The sequence below is a fragment of the Vibrio splendidus genome, assembly GCF_002873455.1.
Classification (GTDB): Bacteria; Pseudomonadota; Gammaproteobacteria; order Enterobacterales; family Vibrionaceae; genus Vibrio; species Vibrio splendidus_J.
Window position 1 is genome coordinate 116,423 of record NZ_MCUN01000004.1, and the last position, 17,226, is coordinate 133,648.

Genomic DNA, 17,226 nt, shown 5'->3' on the forward strand with positions numbered 1-17,226 from the left:
AGGAGATTTCACAATGGCAGAGAAAAATGTAGTCGCAGGGTTTTTAGAGCAGTTTACCCCTAGTGTAGTAAAGCAAGATGAGTCACGTACTCCATACTTGATTGAACATACGGGGGAGTCAAAGCAAGCTATTCCGCTTGAGTCGGATAGAGGTGAGCAAATGCTTCGTAAGTTCGCTAAGCGTGTTGAGCTGAGATTAGTTGGAAAGTCTGTGAAAGAGGCGTTTGAAGAGGTTAAAGCTATCGCGTGGGAGCATGAGCAGCCATTGATTAAGCCTCAGATTCGCTATGGTATGGCACCTTCCTCCGATACTGTAACAATTGACCTCTCTAATGGTCAGATTGTTCAGCTCAGTGCTCAAGGTGTTGATGTGTTGGATAGCATGCCAGCCAGCAACGAAGAGTTGTACTTTCAGAGATCAAGTTTTCAGTTGCCAATGGTGACGCCAAAGCTACCTTGTGTTGATATGAAATCAGCTCTGAAGAAGCTTAGAGATTTCATTAACACTGATCAGGACACCTTTCTTTTGTTAGTCGCGTATATGACCTACTTGATGGCGCATCCTAAGGTAAAAGGTGTTCCTTATCCTATTCTGATGATCCAAGGTGAGAAAGGTACAGGTAAGAGCTTCTTCTGTAACAACGTGCTTCGTGGTCTGTTAGACCCAAGTGCTGTTTCAGCAATGGCTTTTCCGAAGCAAAGCGATTTTGTATTGACCATCAACGGTATGTCTTTGGTTGTTATTGATAATCTTCGAAGCTTAACCAAGCGACAAAGTGATCTACTTTGTACTGTAGCGACTAAGGGCACAATGACGAAGCGAACGTTGTATAAGACAGCAGAAGTGACGATGTTTGAGCTACACAGTCCACTAGTACTAAACGGTATCCATGACTTTGTTAAGGAATCGGACTTAGCTTCGCGCTGTCTTCGTGTCAATTTGGAGCCAATGAAGAAAGGTAATCGACGTCCAGAGCAAGAGCTTAAAGCTGATTTAGAAGCATCTATGCCAGAGATATTTGGTGCCTTACTCACCCTTGCATCTCAAGCATTGGCAATATTGCCAGATGTTGAAGTTATACATGAGGCTCGCATGATGGATTATGCCAAGTGGATAGGTGCGCTAGAACGTGTCTGGAAGTTGCCAGAGGGTAAACTGCAAAAGGTGTATGAGAAGAATGTTGAGTCTTTAATGGCATCGGGTATGGTCGATGATAGCTTAACCATAGCCCTTACTAGCATGGTGAAAAAGCTAGGCGGTAAGGCATGGAAAGGTAAGCCATCCCAACTGCTTAGCAAGCTACAAGAGCATGAGGACAGTCAGTATCTTCCTAAAGGAGCAGCTGCACTATCAGCTAAGATTAAGGGTCAAGAATCAAGCTTGAATGCCAATGGCATCTACTTCAAGTTTGGTCGAGCGGCAGAGCGTTACATAATGGTTTCAGATAAGCCATTAATTTAATTATCATATCCGGTATCGGTGGCATTGGTCACTGGTACCGGATTTTTTTTTGCTTTCTAGTGGCGGCGTTGACGGTTGGTGGTGTACGTCGACGACAATAGCTTTATGTTTTCTATTTTTTGCATACTTAAAGGAGTGTCACACATTGATTGGGTGTGTGGTTGTATATTGGTTTTTTAATCAATATAGAGGTAACTATGGCAAGATATTATGTTAATAAAAATCAGCAAGCTAATGGCGATCATGAGGTTCATAAACTCGGTTGTTCTCGTATGCCATTGGAGCACAATAGGCATTATTTGGGTGACTTTGCTTCGTGCAGTCCTGCAGTACAAGCTGCTAAAAAGGTTTACTTTAAATCGAATGGTTGTTTTTACTGTTCGAACTCATGCCATACGAGTTAGGGAGGAAGTGTTATGTCTTTAAAGCCAGGTGAAAGCACTGGAAAAGATGGTGGTATTTATAGAGAGGTTGGCCCTAGGGGAGGGCAGACAAATAACTATGCGACAATTGCTGACAATAAAGCCGCTCCACCGACAACAAAGTCTGGAAATAAGTGGGAGAAAGTAAAGAGAACGCCAGATAGTAAGAGGTAGTGAGATAGGGACCTTCGACGGTCCCTTTTCTATTCTTGGGTGTATCTTCCGCGCCCTGCTTTAACTAAATAAATATCTCGTTGGTACCGATAACACATCCATATAGCATGAACGAATAAAATTAGCTGAATCCAAGGTACAGCTGGTGAGGATGAGAAAACTGATGCGCAAAAGTAGACTACAAAGTTGAACAACATTAAAGATAAAAGCTTTAATGTTCTATAGTTTACTCTCAGAGTGTCAACTCTACGTCCATTAGAAGCATCTGACATTCCGCTCAATATAGATATATATACCATTCCACTTGCTAGTGACCAATCTCCAGATTGAAATAGTCCGGGCCATAGTTGTGTCCATGACATGATTGGTGACTGGAACATCACCAGTACTTTGATTGCTACCATCAGCCCAAGGGGTAATAACGTATACAATACATTTGTTCTAGCAAAAATCTCTTCGTCATTGAGACCTTTACTCCTGATGTTTTTAGTCATCTAGAAGCCTATTTTGATACTGAGTAGCCCAATATGGGTCATAGACTTTGTGGATTTTTGCGTTTTTTACTTTTGTGTCTTTCCCATGTCGCCAGACTTCATATTGAGAGTGTACTTTCATAGATATCAGCCATTGGAATTTGGTTTGATATTCATCTATAAACGTTTTATCTAAAATAGGAGCCTCATATACCAAGCCAGTTTGTGAGTTTCGAACTAGCCACTTATCATCACCTTCTTGAACTGGCTTAATGATAAGAACAGTTTCCTTTCCATTGTGATCAAAGGTTTTGCAGTTAAAGATAGCGCCAACACTCTTTGATACTTTGAAGTCGCTATCAACAGATATTTGAGGACCAAAATGGTCATCATTTTGTGCGGTTATAGAGAACTTTTCTCCAGACTTTCTCTTACTATTACCACTAGACATTTTTTTTGCAGCTTCAGCAATATCTACGTCTGTAATGGCTTGTAGTTTGCCTGAAAAAAAGTCGTCTGCTATATCTCTTTTGATTTGATTATCATTGATTGCTTGTTGGAAACTCTCATCTCTATGCCATTCCGTTCGAAATTTATCGTTTTGGCGCTCTTCTACACTTCTGTAATATGAAGCTGAGTCACCGTCAGATTCCCCGCTAAACTCATCAAGTAATCCGGTAGAACTGTTGGCTAAGAAAGATTTACAAAAGCTAGTCAGTGTATTTTTTATACTGCCCTCTTCAAGTGAATGAAGTTTTAATCCATCATAACCATCAATATTTAAGTTTCGCACAATAGCTTTTTCAACTATTTCATATGCTTCTACATAGTCCGCCATTGCCCTGAAAACATTCGACAGGTCTGTGCGTGATTTTTTATAGTCGTAATAAAACTCAATCGTCGTTATATCGTTCATTGTGATATTTTTCATAGTAGGAGATGTGCTCATTATTTCAGTAACTTATCTTCTTAGTCAAAGATATGCATAGTATATTGATATGTAGAGTTTCCTTTTTATATATAGGTCCTGTCTTTCCCCCCAACTTTACCCCCATAACCTCGTCGGCGTCGTCGTACTAAATTCCCCCCATCATCCTCATCAACCCCGTCGTCGACGTCAGAGAATTCATGCTGATAATCAGGTGATGTGATTTTGCTGGTGGATTTCAGAGTGATTCGGGGCAGGGTTACTATGTTGGTTACAGGGCTGAAGCTTGGCTCATAATCGTTCGGTCCCCAGTTCAAATCTGGGAGGGGCCACCAAATTCCGATAAGGCTCATGAAGAAATTCATGGGCCTTTATCTTTTCTAGTCCTTTCCATATCCGGTCTTCGATTACTCCCTGTAAGCACGATTCCATTAGCGCCAGTGAAACACACCACCTAATCACCACAGAACCCGTAAATCTATCTCAGGCTGATATCGACCATCAGAAACCTCTCTCATCTGTACGACACGATTCTGCGCTAGATACATGCCACTCAACACCAGAACAGAACCCCAGAAAAACTTCCCGACTAAACCAACAAAAATATAACCAACATTCCGTTCCATTAGGTTCAGTAATTTATATAGATATAAATGAGATACCTAAATGGAGTTCTAGCTGAGATCAGTCAGGAGACTCAGCACCGAAGATTAGAACCAGATGACTGTTGAACAATGATGACCAATTACCCTCCGTGGTAATTGGTCTGATATCTCTTAAGTGATTTAGGTTAGTAGTCAGCAGCAGTGAGCCTCAGAGCTAGAAACGAATGCTAATCACTGGGCTGGTATTCATACTGAAATCGGTAATCTCAACGCTAGGAGTGGTTCTAGGGTGAATCTCGTATGCGTGAGGGTGAGAAGTTGGGTTAGTCGAATAGGATGTGAATCTAGCGGGATAATGTCAGCAGGGTTGGTAGGGATGTCGGGGTTGGAAGAGCTAACAGGGTTACTGGGGTTGGTTCTGAAATAACTAATGAATCCGTTCGGTAATTTCCCAACCCTATCAACCCTAGAATTGACTCGAAAGACCGGACTAGGACCGGACCGACGACGCCGTCAACAAAACCTAGGGAAAGTAATTACTGAAGAAATTAGGTAGAACAAGGGCTAGAGAGAGATTACAGGGCCAGTCTAGAGAGACCGACCCAGCGACTTAGGATTTTAGGTTTAGTTGGGGGGTTAGTTAAAGTTAATCAAAATATGTTTGCTCACAACGTTCTGTTAACTCGCTCCTCATCCTACCGTCAAATATATCATTTTCTTTCTCAACAAGACCTAAGTCTCTTAGCTTGCTTGTTCGTTTTCCTACCAATTGATGTGTCGTGTCAATAAGAAGAGCAATCTCGCCAGCTCGCATTTTCTTACCTTCTTCATTTAATACACTAACTATCTCTAATTCTATAGGCTCAAGCATTATTGTTTTATCGAGCTTTTCAAATTCTTCTTTGAAGTCATCAGCTAAGCTAACAATCGCACAAGTTCCTTCGTTACATTCAGGGCACTTCCACTTATACAACTTCAAACTCGCTTCTAATTCCATAGGGTGGCAAGTTAAACATGTACCACATCTTATAGTTTGATTTTGAGCTAAAAACTCTCTAGTTGCGCGAGTAAATTCAAAACAACGCTGTTGGAAGTAATGTCTAAAGGGACGCCCCTCTGGATACCCCCAGGCCATTCTTTCACTCTCACATAAACCTAAAAAGAAAGTGTATGCTACGACATCTTTTCCATTTTTATCTCGCATCTTTTTATACCGAGAAACGAAAAAATTTGATTCCAAGGAGGATAGAATATCTTCAAGCTCTGGTGTTACTGTGAAATGGCTTGTAGGTGGTGTACCTGAAATATTTTTAAAATAGCCGCCCCCAACTTCCCCTGAGATTATTTTTTTTCGTACGTCTTTAGCTTCATTAATTAAGCAACGTAATAATTCTTGTTGATTATGGCGATCGAGTTTGTTTTCGAACGGTTCTAGTGCATACCTATTTAATCGATCAAAGTACTTATCTATTGTACTCTCGTAGTATTTTCGAGAGGCCAATCGGATAGAAGCTTGTGTTATCTTAAGCCCTTTAGATACTCGATCTAAAAATAAAGTGTGAAGCAGGTGACCCATTATCCTGGGTACATTAAAAGAAGCCCTAAACATTAACTTCATAACCTCATCTTTAGATGATTCGCTAGGCATATCAAAGTAATCGGCTAGTGAGCAACCAAACGCTTTAAAGCGTGTATCTAACAGCCGTTCCGCATAGTGTGCAGCAGAACGTTCCATTTCTTGAACTTCGTTTGATTCGTATAAATCAGAGAAATCTAAGCTGATCGTATCCGTTTTGCTAGGATCTATCTTACCGTAATACACACGACCGGGATAACCAGCAACTTTTAGTTTAACCGCCTCATTACTGGAATTATTTAGGGGAGCTAAAATTACATCAACAAATAGTCGTTGGTCTACAAAGTTTAATTCTGAGAAGTCGTCGAAAAAAACAACAGTACGAATTAAGCCAGCCTCCTTATTTAGAGTCTGAATTTCTTCGATTATTTCAGAGAACGGGAAAGATTTTAAAACGACATCAGAATATTCGTTATAAATTTCCGAGTCATCTAATGTTTTATCAAAGTCAGAGTAAGAGCCGCTACTTTCCAGACTCAAAGAAATGTCATTTTTACCCCCAGAGCCACCCAACTGTAACTTTCCACCCAAATTGGAAGACTGCTCCTCTTGTTTTTTTATTTTTATCTGTCGAGTGATTTTTTGAAGGATCGGGATTTCGTGGCTTTCTAATTCTGTATTGGATACCCGAGATCTTAAAGTATTTAGACTTTTCTTTAATTCGTCGTATTGCTTTCGTATGCCTTTCCATCGATCCCAAAGAGACAGTGTGTCGCAGTTTTCACCTATTTCTTTTAGTAATTCTGAAACGATGCTCCCCAGCATAGACTTACGAAGGAGGTGTGCTTTGTAAGCGGTTTTTGATATTCCATATTCTTCATAACTTATAGCGTTAGCTACATCAGAATCCAGTATGTCGCATACTGTTTTCACGTCGACATATATAGAAATAATCTCTCTCTTACTACGAAATAAAGATTGTGCTTTAGCAAATACTGTACTTTTACCTGTTCCTTTTCTTCCCAATAAAAATGTAGTGTTACTTGATATCACAGATTTTAAGACAGCATCCCCATGTAAAGCATCAACATACAGCTCATCAAGAGGCTTCGCCCCTAAGTCAGACTCAAAGTCTTTTAATTCTGCTCGTCGGTATTGTCGGAGTGATTCTGCTATACGGGAGAACTTATCTAAATCCATTTTTTAGCTACCATTCATTGAAGGTTAAGATATGTATGTTTTCTCATATTAGTCCCTAGGCATCAACTACTTAATTAGTGTTTCTCTAATCAGTAGAATGCCCGTTTTTATGCGGGCATAACTAAAGAGATCCTAACTACTCACATCCCCAACCAACTCGGACACATTAGCACTTACCTCTCTCAACCTTGAGCTAGCCAAGTGTGCATACCTAGTCGAAGTTTGAGGGCTCTGGTGCCCAAGTAAATGCTGAACATCATAGAGCGTGGCGTTACCACTGTTTATAAGAATCGAGGCAAAACTATGCCTGAGATCATGAATACGGAAATCATCATAGATCCCTGTTGCTTTCTTGATTCGAGCGAATGCCTTCTTTGGATGTGCGATAGGTCTTCCGGGTGCATCTCCGGCAAAGATATAGGGGTTCTTACGTATCTGAAATCGTCGTTGGTCATGTATAACCTCCTTAGCTAAATTATTGAGTAAAACCGTCCTTGATAACCCCGATTTTGTGTGGGGAAGAAATAGGCTCCAATTGCCGTCGTCGTCGACGGTAAGACAGTCCCACTTAGAGCTAGTAATTTCACCTATGCGCATCCCAGTAAGCAGGGCGAATTTTAAGGCATTGCCTTGGGTGCGATTAGGTTCCTCGTTACATGCCTTGATGAAGGATGAAACCTCTTTGCGGTTCAGGAATCTATTTCTTAAATTATTCTCCTTGAGCTTCCTTATGTACTGCCCCGGATTGCTATCTACATACCCCCATTCCATGGCTAATCTGAACATTCTAAGAACTAGGGAACGCAATCTGTTCACCGTGGATGGTTTCCTTGTTTCTAAAACTCCATCGAGTAGCTTTTGAATGTCTTGTTGGCTGATATCGGTGATGCTTTTCTTGCCCCATTTAGGGTAGAAATGAAGCTTTAAGTTACCTACATCATTCTTAGCGGTAAGTTTGTTCATACGGGCATAGGGCAGGTAATGCAGCTCCGCAAATTCTTGAAACGTGAGCACATTGGATTTTTCATCCCTCATTGCCTTAGGGTCATTTCCCAGTGCTATTTCTCGCTTGTAGTCATTGGCTATCTGTCTAGCAGTGTTGATATCTAGCGCAGGGTATTCACCTAGTTGAATTGATTTTTTCTTACCAAAATAGGTGTACCTGAATAGGAACCTACGCCTCCCTTGCCTGTTGATAATTATTTTCAGGCCGCTACAGAGCTCATCCGTATACTCGGTTTCTTTGCTTCGACTTGTCGACGGCGTCGGCGGTAGTGAATCAAGTTGGCGTTTATTAAATTTGAATTTACGTGATTGCACCAGTCCCCCTTACTCATCTGAGATTGAGAAATATAGATGTAATTCAGTGCGGAGTGTCTTCGGAATCAGCAGGTAGATACCCTTGCCGTTATCCTCGACAATGCTTAGGGATATAGAAGCTCCGTAATCTAGATCATCTTCGAATTCGGTATAGGTTAGAGCTCGTTTCAGTAGTTCGATATCGTCGTCGACGACACTGTTTAGGTCAGTAATTGAGGTGAGGAACCAGAGTTCACATTGCAGTTCATCCCATGCCTGCTGGGTTTCTGTTTCATCGTGGAATGGTTCGGTGAGTATGGATTTGACTTGTTCTTGTAAGGTGGTGGTGATTGGTAGGGTTGTGATTTGTTTAAGATTAGCTAGCTTAATCATATTGAACTCCATGATTATCAGTATCATAGTGTTAATATGTGTTTAATTTTATACATGATTCAGGAGTGCAAGGGCTACTATGGATATGGCGGAGTTTTTCAGACAATACTTAGCTGAGTTGTCGGGGCAGTTAAAAGCATCAAACTTGTATCTAACAATCTTTGCTGCTCTGTTAGGCGCAGTTGTCGGTGTACTTCTTACAGTCTTAATATCTACTTTCTCCGGGTTCTTAAGGAAGTTGAGCTATAACAAGTCGACTAGAATACAGCTACATCAGCTAACCAAGTCTAATATTATGCGGTGCCAAGTTAATATAGGTATTCTTCAGAATGAAATTACTGGTTTATCTTCCCAAGGAAAATTCACTTTAAATGGCCTAGCTTTGCTTCAAGACTACGAACATACGTTACTTTACGCACCTGCCCATTTTAGACCGACAGAACTCTTTTTAATCCGCATGCAAATTACAGCCTTGAACTCTCATCATGCACAACTAACTGCAATGTTAGAACAAAGAGCCAGACTCGATATAGAAATTAGAAAAGCGCCGTCAGGTCAACAAGAGATGGAGTTAACAGGATTAAGGCTTGAATATGATCAACACCTTAATAAGAGGTTCTCGGATATACGGGAGTTCTCGGAAGCACTGAGAGACTATCTTGATCTTGGAAGCTTCAAGAGATTTTTCACTAACTTTATCCCTTTAAAAATAGTTCAAAATAAATCAATGGAAGCAGCTACAGAGCCTCTACGCTACCAACCCCCACATCCCCCCAACTAAACCTAAAATCCTAAGTCGCTGGGTCGGTCACTCTAGACTGGCCCTGTAATCTCTCTCTAGCCCTTGCTCTACCTAACTTCTTCAGTAATTATTTTCCCTAGGTTTTGTTGACGGCGTCGTCGGTCCGGTCCTAGTCCGGTCTTTCACCTTGATTTTAGGTCTATTGCCGCCGTCGTCGACGGGATTCCCACGCTAGATTTCCATCTGATTCCCTCAACCCATGCGATACCCCAAGTTCTCCCCCTAACGCATACGAGATTCGCCCTAGAACCACTCCTATCCTTGAGATTACCGATTCCAGTATGAATACCAGTCCAGTGATTAGCATTCGTTTCTCGCTCTGAGGCTCACTGCTGCTGACTACTAACCTAAATCACTTAAGAGATATCAGACCAATTACCACGGAGGGTAATTGGTCATCATTGTTCAACAGTCATCTGGTTCTAATCTTCGGTGCTGAGTCTCCTGACTGATCTCAGCTAGAACTCCATCTAAGTATCTCATTTATATCTATATAAATTACTGAACCTAATGGAACGGAATGTTGGTTATATTTTTGTTGGCTTAGTCGGGAAGTTTTTCTGGGGTTCTACTCTGGTGTTGAGTGGTATGTATCTAGCGCAGAGTCGTGCCGTACAGATGAGAGAGGTTACTGATGGTCGACATCAGTCTGAGGTAGATTTATGGGTTCTGTGGTGATTAGGTGGAGTGTTTCACTGGCGCTAATGGAATCGTGCTTACAGGAAGTAATCGAAGACCGGATATGGAAAGGACTAGAAAAGATAAAGGCCCATGAATTTCTTCATGAGCCTTATCGAAATTTGGTGGCCCCTCCCAGATTTGAACTGGGGACCGAACGATTATGAGTCGTGCGCTCTAACCACTGAGCTAAGGGGCCGTAGGGCATAGATTATAGGGGAACCAATCAATGGTGTCTAGACACTATGGGGGGCAATTCCGCTTACATCTTAGCCACTTAAATCACGTAGGCACAAAAAAGGTGAGCCAACGCTCACCTTTTCTATTTTATGCTTAAAAGCTAACCACACTAAAGCGTGTAATTACTCGTCTAGGAAGCTACGCAGAGTTTCTGAGCGGCTTGGGTGACGAAGTTTACGTAGTGCTTTTGCTTCGATCTGACGGATACGTTCACGAGTTACGTCAAATTGTTTACCAACCTCTTCAAGAGTGTGGTCAGTATTCATGTCGATACCGAAACGCATACGCAGTACTTTCGCTTCACGAGGAGTTAGGCCTGCAAGAACGTCTTTAGTTGCGCCGCGTAGGCTTGTTGCCGTAGCAGAGTCTAAAGGTAGTTCTAGCGTTGTATCCTCGATGAAATCACCTAGATGCGAATCTTCGTCGTCACCGATTGGTGTCTCCATTGAGATAGGCTCTTTAGCGATTTTCAGTACTTTGCGGATCTTGTCTTCAGGCATTTGCATGCGCTCAGCCAACTCTTCCGGAAGCGGTTCACGACCCATCTCTTGTAGCATTTGACGAGAGATACGGTTTAATTTGTTGATCGTTTCGATCATGTGAACCGGGATACGGATAGTACGAGCTTGGTCGGCAATCGAACGAGTGATTGCTTGACGGATCCACCACGTAGCATAAGTAGAGAACTTGTAACCACGACGGTATTCAAACTTATCTACCGCTTTCATCAGACCGATGTTACCTTCTTGGATTAGATCCAGGAATTGTAGACCACGGTTTGTGTACTTCTTAGCAATCGAGATTACTAGACGTAAGTTCGCTTCAACCATCTCTTTCTTCGCACGACGAGCTTTCGCTTCACCGATAGACATACGACGGCTGATATCTTTGATGCTTTGAACAGTAAGAGACGTTTCACGTTCGATGATATCCAGCTTTTGGATAGAGCGACGGATGTCGTGTTCGTTACGTTTGATCTTTTCTGCGTATGGCTTGTCTGAAGCAAGAACTTCGTCCAACCATGCTTCGCTAGATTCATTGCCAGTAAATAGAGCAATGAAAGATTTCTTCGGCATTTTTCCGTACTCAACCGTTTGACGCATGATTAGGCGTTCTTGAGTACGTACGCGATCCATCGAAGTACGCAGTTCGTTTACTAGGTAATCAAACTGTTTTGGCGTCAGACGGAATTCTTTGAATACGTCTTGCATCATTGTTGTTGCAAGCGTTGCTTTCGGGCTTTCGTGGCCGTATTCATTGATTGCTAGTTGACGGTTTTGGTAGCTAGTGCGAAGCGCTGTGAATTTCTCAAGAGCAAGCTCAGGATCAATACCTGTATCTTCCTCTTCTTCTTCCTCGTCGTCTTCTGCTTCTTCTTTGTCTTCGTCTTCTAGATCAGTTTTAGCAAGTTCTGAACCGATGTGAGTCGCCGTTGGCGCAGCTGTGCCATCGTCGTCTGGGTCAACAAAGCCATTGATTAGATCTGTTAAACGAATCTCTTCAGCGAGTACGCGGTCAAACTGTTCCAAGATGTATGGAATAGTGCCTGGGTACTCAGCAACAGATAATTGAACGGTATTGATACCATCTTCAATACGCTTCGCAATGTCGATTTCGCCTTCACGAGTCAGTAGTTCAACTGTACCCATTTCACGCATGTACATACGAACTGGGTCAGTTGTACGGCCAATCTCGCTTTCTACGCTTGAAAGCGCAGCAGCAGCAGCTTCAGCTGCATCTTCATCTATATTGGCATCGTCATCATTAAGAGCTAGATCATCAGCGTCAGGTGCAGTTTCTACTACCTTGATACCCATGTCATTGATCATTTGAATGATGTCTTCTACCTGTTCAGAATCCACGATTTCTGCAGGTAGGTGGTCGTTTACTTCGGCGTAGGTCAGATAGCCTTGTTCCTTGCCTTTAATAACAAGTAATTTAAGCTGTGACTGCGGATTTTGATCCATAGATGATATCCAACTTCAGGTCTGGTGAAGGACGTTGCATTCTCAAATGCAAACCAATTATGTTAACAAATTTATTAAATGCTGACTAATCAAACAGGGTTACGCTTTTAGATCTAGCATTAAAGCTAGTAGCTCCCTTTTTTCTTCGGCTGATAAACCGACACTTCTTGCTTTGGCCTGCAGGTTTTCAATTTGTTTTTCAACGCACTGGGCAAGGATATTGTCCAATGAGTCTAAAAATATGTCTTCTTGGTTGTCTTCGTCGAGGGGGATTTCCCAGCTCGCGAGACGAGACAGAAGTGCCTCATGTTTGTTCTCTCGCCAATGTTCTAATAATTGGCCTGTGCTGATATGGGGGTTCACTCGGCAGATATCAAGTACTTCGACGAATAAACTTAGTCCTGGCAACTGTAAGCCTTTGACACTTGATAAATCCGGTACCATATCAGCATAGCTCGGATTCTGGATAAGCAAAGCGATAACTTCACGCATTGGAGTGCGCTTGAGCTCTTTATGCGGTTGAGGTGTCGGGTTCTTCGTGTGAACGCGAGCACGTCTTAATTGGTTATCAAATCCAGTTCTTTCATCGAGCAATTTTTCGAGCAATTCTTGGAAGTAACTGTCAGGGATTTTATTAATCAAGGCGCTAGCGTGTGCACGCAGTGCCGATTTCCCTTCTGTTGTTCCTAAGTTTAGTTTATGCAGCTCGATGAGGTTATCAAACAAGTAAGTCGAGAGCGGAGTCGCATTTTGTACCAGTTGTTCAAAAGCGTCTTTACCGTGCTCTCTTATATAGCTGTCAGGGTCTTCGCCGTCAGGCAAAAATAGGAACTTCAGCGTATTACCTGTTTTTAGAAACTCTAATGCGTTTTCTAGTGCGCGCCATGCTGCTTCTTTACCTGCTCTATCACCGTCGTAGCAACAAACCACAGTATTGGTCTGGCGGAACAACATCTGAACGTGATCCCCCGTTGTTGAGGTACCCAGTGATGCTACTGAGTAATCAACACCGTATTGCGCGAGTGCGACAACATCCATATAACCTTCAACCACAAGTACTTGAGGCGGTTCACGGTATGCTTGTAACACTTCATAAAGGCCGTAAAGCTCTTTACCTTTATGGAAGATCGGCGTTTCTGGCGAGTTCAGATACTTTGGCGTGCCGTCTTCTAAAACACGACCACCAAACCCGATCACACGGCCACGACGGTCACGAATCGGGAACATCACGCGTCCACGGAATCGATCGTATCGGTTGCCTTTATCGTTTTCTATCAACATGCCGCCAGTAACGAGCATGTCTTGGGCTTCTTTTTGTTGTCCAAAGTTCTTACGAACCAAGTCCCATTCATCGGCCACATAGCCAATGCCAAACTTCTGTACGATTTCACCAGATAGTCCACGATTCTTTAGGTAATCGATCGCAGGCTTGTTCGCTGATATTTTTAGTTGAGAGCGGTAAAAGTTACTGATGCCACCCATCAAATCGTAGAGATTACGTTTTTGTTCACTGTTAGCCCTTGGCGTTGTGGATATTTCACCACTGCGTTGTTCTCTAGGAACATCAAGGCCTAAAAATGAGGCCAGCTCTTCTATCGCTTCAACAAAATCGAGACGTTCGAACTCCATAATGAAGTCGATAGCATTGCCGTGTACGCCACAACCGAAGCAGTGATAAAACTGTTTTTCTTGGCTTACGCTGAAAGAAGGGGTCTTTTCGTTGTGAAATGGGCAACAAGCACCATAGTTTTTGCCTTTTTTCTTAAGTTTCACGCGTGCGTCCACAATATCGACAATGTCGAGACGCGCTAGGAGGTCATCGATGAAACTACGCGGGATGTGTCCTGCCATAAAACCTTAGAAAAATGCACTAACTGAGAGTGTGGATAATAATAGTTTGAATAGGTTATAGATACAAACAAGCCGTGCGTTCCGAAGGATTGCACGGCTTGTTGCAATTTGATTTGGGATTAAGCGAGTTTAGAACGAACTAAACCACTAACTTTACCCATATCTGCACGCCCTTGAATTTGTGGTTTCAAGATAGCTATTACTTTACCCATGTCTTGCATGCCCGCAGGTTGAGTTTCTGCAATTGCGCTATCAAGTAGTGCAATAACTTCTTCTTCAGTTAGCGGTTGAGGCATAAAGCCCTCAAGTACCGTAATTTCTGCTTTTTCCACGTCAGCAAGATCTTGACGATTTGCCGATTCATATTGAGCAACAGAATCGCGACGTTGCTTAACCATTTTAACTAATATAGCAATAATGTCGTCGTCGTTCAGAGTGATCCGTTCGTCAACTTCACGTTGCTTAATTGCTGAAAGAGCTAAGCGGATAGTGCCAAGGCGCGGTTTGTCCTTGGCTTTCATCGCTAATTTTTGCTCTTCTTTGAGTTGTTCAATAAGAGCCATAACTCAGTCCTTATGGATTAAGTTATTAGTACAGACGAACGCGACGTGCGTTTTCGCGAGCTAGCTTTTTAGCGTGACGCTTTTGAGCTGCTGCTTTAGCGCGTTTGCGAACTGTAGTTGGCTTTTCGTAATGCTCACGACGACGCACTTCAGAAAGGATACCTGCTTTTTCACAAGAGCGCTTGAAACGACGTAGTGCAACGTCGAACGGTTCGTTTTCACGTACTTTAACTATTGGCATATGCCTTTCACCTCAGGGGTTATTCATTATCGCTGGTTACTCAGTACCAAATCAGAGAAGTTACCCATCGAGCTAACTCTCTATTCGCGTTTGGCCATTAACCAGCTTGATCAAAAATGGTGCGGAATTTTAATCCGATCACAGTGGCTTTGTAAAGCACTTTGTCGATTATAGTCTGTACAATATTTGTTTGAAGAGCTTAGGCAGGGTAATATTGCGCTAATTTCCCATTTTAGACGAAAGCGTGCCGAGAAAATTATGCGCATTATTGGTATTGAAACCTCTTGTGATGAAACAGGAATCGCAATTTATGATGATGAGCAAGGGCTGCTTTCTCATCAATTATACAGCCAAGTAAAGCTGCACGCCGATTACGGTGGCGTGGTACCTGAACTAGCGTCGCGTGACCACGTAAAAAAAACCATTCCACTGATTAAAGCGGCGTTGGCAGAAGCGAACCTAACGTCGAAAGACATTGATGGCGTGGCTTACACAGCAGGTCCCGGTTTGGTTGGTGCATTGCTTGTGGGTGCAACGATTGGTCGCAGTATTGCTTATGCGTGGGGCGTGCCTGCTGTGCCAGTGCACCATATGGAAGGTCACCTTCTTGCGCCAATGCTAGAAGACAATCCTCCACCATTTCCATTTGTTGCTCTGCTGGTTTCTGGCGGTCATACCATGATGGTCGAAGTAAAAGGCATTGGTGAATACCGAATCCTTGGTGAATCGATTGATGATGCGGCGGGTGAAGCGTTTGATAAAACCGCGAAGCTGATGGGCTTAGATTACCCGGGTGGCCCGCTGTTATCTCGACTCGCAGAAAAAGGGACTCCGGGGCGTTTTAAGTTCCCACGTCCAATGACCGATCGCCCAGGGCTAGATATGAGCTTTTCTGGTTTAAAAACGTTCGCGGCAAATACCATTCGCGCTAATGACAATGATGACCAAACTCGTGCTGATATTGCTTATGCGTTCCAAGAAGCCGTTTGTGCGACCTTGGTAATCAAGTGTAAGCGTGCCTTGGCGGAAACGGGCATGAAACGTATCGTGATTGCTGGCGGTGTTAGTGCCAACAAACAGCTACGTATTGAGCTTGAAGCGCTGGCGAAGAAAATCGGTGGTGAGGTTTACTACCCACGAACTGAATTCTGTACTGATAATGGTGCGATGATTGCTTACGCGGGTATGCAACGCCTTAAAAATGGTGAAACGGCTGATTTGTCTGTTCATGCCACGCCGCGTTGGCCAATTGACCAACTAGAGCCAATTGCTTAGCTAGTAGCGATCGCTTAGCTAGTAGCAATCGCTCAACGAAAAACAGTCGTTCAACAAAAGCTAAGCGTAGAATAAACCAGTGTGTTTCGATAAACGGTCGCCTTGTGCGGCCGTTTTTATATCCTAGCTTACCGACTATATGTCGATAAATAATTGCTAATAGAGATTAGGGAAGAACAATGAACAAGTTTACAGTAGACAATCAGTCGATGGCGTACCTAGATGAAGGTCAAGGCCCTGTTGTTGTATTCGGTCACAGCTATCTTTGGGATAGTGCAATGTGGAAGCCGCAGATCGAAGCATTAAAAACTCAGTATCGCTGTATTGTTCCAGAGCTTTGGTCTCATGGTGAGTCACAAGCTGCACCAGCTTCGATGCGTAACTTGAAAGATTACGCTCAGCACGTTTTGGCTCTGCTTGATCATTTAGAGATCGAAGAATTCTCTGTGGTTGGCTTATCGGTTGGCGGTATGTGGGGAACAGAGTTGGCGGAGTTAGCTCCTGCACGAATCAAGTCTCTGGTACTTATGGATACCTTTGTTGGTTTAGAGCCAGAAGTTGCTCATGCTAAATACTTCAGCATGTTAGACACCATTACTCAAACCAAAATGGTTCCTCAGCCGATTGTAGAAGCGGTTGTTCCACTGTTCTTCGCCAATGATGCTCAAACTAACTCACCAGCTTTAGTGGAAGGTTTTACTCAGCAGCTATCGTCACTTGAGGGTGAGAAAGCAGAAGAAGTCGCACGAATCGGTCGAATGGTGTTTGGGCGTCGCGATATGATTGAAGCGGTAGAGAACTTTGCACTGCCAGTTTTGATTGCAGTAGGACAAGAAGATAAACCACGTCCAGCACTTGAGTCATACCTAATGCACGATTGCATTACGGGCAGTGAGTTAGTGGTGATTCCTGGTGCTGGTCATATTAGCTCGCTAGAGCAACCAGAGTTTGTGAACACAATGCTGAAGACGTTTTTAGATAAACATCTGCTGTAAGCTCTTAAAGACTGAATAGTATGATCGACTGAGACTTGTGTCGGTTTAAATTTATCCCAGTTTAAAAATGGTTCGGCTTAGA

At 42.9% G+C, this 17,226-nt stretch carries 13 protein-coding genes and 1 tRNA gene; 5 read left to right on the forward strand and 9 right to left on the reverse strand.

Annotated elements, in window-relative coordinates; translation table 11 throughout:
- The first annotated feature begins 13 nt into the window (after positions 1-13).
- Complete coding sequence (locus BCU75_RS02170; protein WP_102465339.1) at positions 14-1,462, forward strand: ATP-binding protein; 1,449 nt, start codon at positions 14-16, stop codon at positions 1,460-1,462.
- A gap of 416 nt (positions 1,463-1,878) precedes the next feature.
- Positions 1,879-2,058 carry a hypothetical protein gene (locus BCU75_RS02180; RefSeq protein ID WP_102472819.1) on the forward strand — a complete coding sequence of 60 codons (180 nt, stop codon included), beginning with the start codon at positions 1,879-1,881 and terminating at the stop codon, positions 2,056-2,058.
- Between the two features lie 486 nt (positions 2,059-2,544).
- On the opposite strand, the gene BCU75_RS02190 is transcribed toward BCU75_RS02180, so the two are convergent.
- The 4 genes from BCU75_RS02190 to BCU75_RS02210 form a co-directional block, all read right to left on the reverse strand.
- A complete protein-coding gene (locus BCU75_RS02190) occupies positions 2,545-3,480 on the reverse strand; it encodes a hypothetical protein (protein WP_132941243.1) in 936 nt (311 codons plus the stop codon).
- Between the two features lie 1,230 nt (positions 3,481-4,710).
- Positions 4,711-6,840 carry a MarR family transcriptional regulator gene (locus BCU75_RS02200; RefSeq protein WP_016798326.1) on the reverse strand — a complete coding sequence of 710 codons (2,130 nt, stop codon included), beginning with the start codon at positions 6,838-6,840 and terminating at the stop codon, positions 4,711-4,713.
- A gap of 132 nt (positions 6,841-6,972) precedes the next feature.
- On the reverse strand, positions 6,973-8,160 hold the full coding sequence (locus BCU75_RS02205; protein ID WP_102472822.1) for a tyrosine-type recombinase/integrase: 1,188 nt from the start codon (positions 8,158-8,160) through the stop codon (positions 6,973-6,975).
- A 9-nt stretch (positions 8,161-8,169) separates the two neighbouring features.
- On the reverse strand, positions 8,170-8,532 hold the full coding sequence (locus BCU75_RS02210; protein WP_102472823.1) for a hypothetical protein: 363 nt from the start codon (positions 8,530-8,532) through the stop codon (positions 8,170-8,172).
- Between the two features lie 79 nt (positions 8,533-8,611).
- On the opposite strand from BCU75_RS02210, the gene BCU75_RS02215 reads away from it, so the two are divergent.
- The gene (locus BCU75_RS02215; protein WP_102472824.1) at positions 8,612-9,313 is read left to right on the forward strand and encodes a hypothetical protein; all 702 of its coding nucleotides are present in this window, start codon (positions 8,612-8,614) and stop codon (positions 9,311-9,313) included.
- 822 nt (positions 9,314-10,135) lie between these two features.
- Here BCU75_RS02215 and BCU75_RS02220 read toward each other — a convergent pair.
- From BCU75_RS02220 to rpsU, 5 genes are all read right to left on the reverse strand, one after another.
- Positions 10,136-10,211, reverse strand: a tRNA-Ile gene (locus BCU75_RS02220).
- Between the two features lie 163 nt (positions 10,212-10,374).
- On the reverse strand, positions 10,375-12,219 hold the full coding sequence (gene rpoD, locus BCU75_RS02225; RefSeq protein WP_009847799.1) for an RNA polymerase sigma factor RpoD: 1,845 nt from the start codon (positions 12,217-12,219) through the stop codon (positions 10,375-10,377).
- A 99-nt stretch (positions 12,220-12,318) separates the two neighbouring features.
- Entirely contained in the window at positions 12,319-14,070 is a 1,752-nt protein-coding gene (dnaG, locus tag BCU75_RS02230; RefSeq protein WP_102472825.1) for a DNA primase, read from the reverse strand.
- A 119-nt stretch (positions 14,071-14,189) separates the two neighbouring features.
- Positions 14,190-14,633: a GatB/YqeY domain-containing protein gene (locus BCU75_RS02235; protein ID WP_102472826.1), complete on the reverse strand. Its 444-nt coding sequence runs from the start codon at positions 14,631-14,633 to the stop codon at positions 14,190-14,192.
- Positions 14,634-14,658: 25 nt separating this feature from the next.
- Positions 14,659-14,874, reverse strand: coding sequence for a 30S ribosomal protein S21 (gene rpsU / locus BCU75_RS02240; protein ID WP_004396009.1), 216 nt, complete (start codon positions 14,872-14,874; stop codon positions 14,659-14,661).
- A 258-nt stretch (positions 14,875-15,132) separates the two neighbouring features.
- On the opposite strand from rpsU, the gene tsaD reads away from it, so the two are divergent.
- Together tsaD and BCU75_RS02250 are read left to right on the forward strand one after the other, a co-directional pair.
- Positions 15,133-16,149, forward strand: coding sequence for a tRNA (adenosine(37)-N6)-threonylcarbamoyltransferase complex transferase subunit TsaD (tsaD, locus tag BCU75_RS02245; RefSeq protein ID WP_010434613.1), 1,017 nt, complete (start codon positions 15,133-15,135; stop codon positions 16,147-16,149).
- A gap of 179 nt (positions 16,150-16,328) precedes the next feature.
- Positions 16,329-17,144 carry an alpha/beta fold hydrolase gene (locus tag BCU75_RS02250; protein WP_102472827.1) on the forward strand — a complete coding sequence of 272 codons (816 nt, stop codon included), beginning with the start codon at positions 16,329-16,331 and terminating at the stop codon, positions 17,142-17,144.
- The last annotated feature ends 82 nt before the right edge of the window (positions 17,145-17,226 follow it).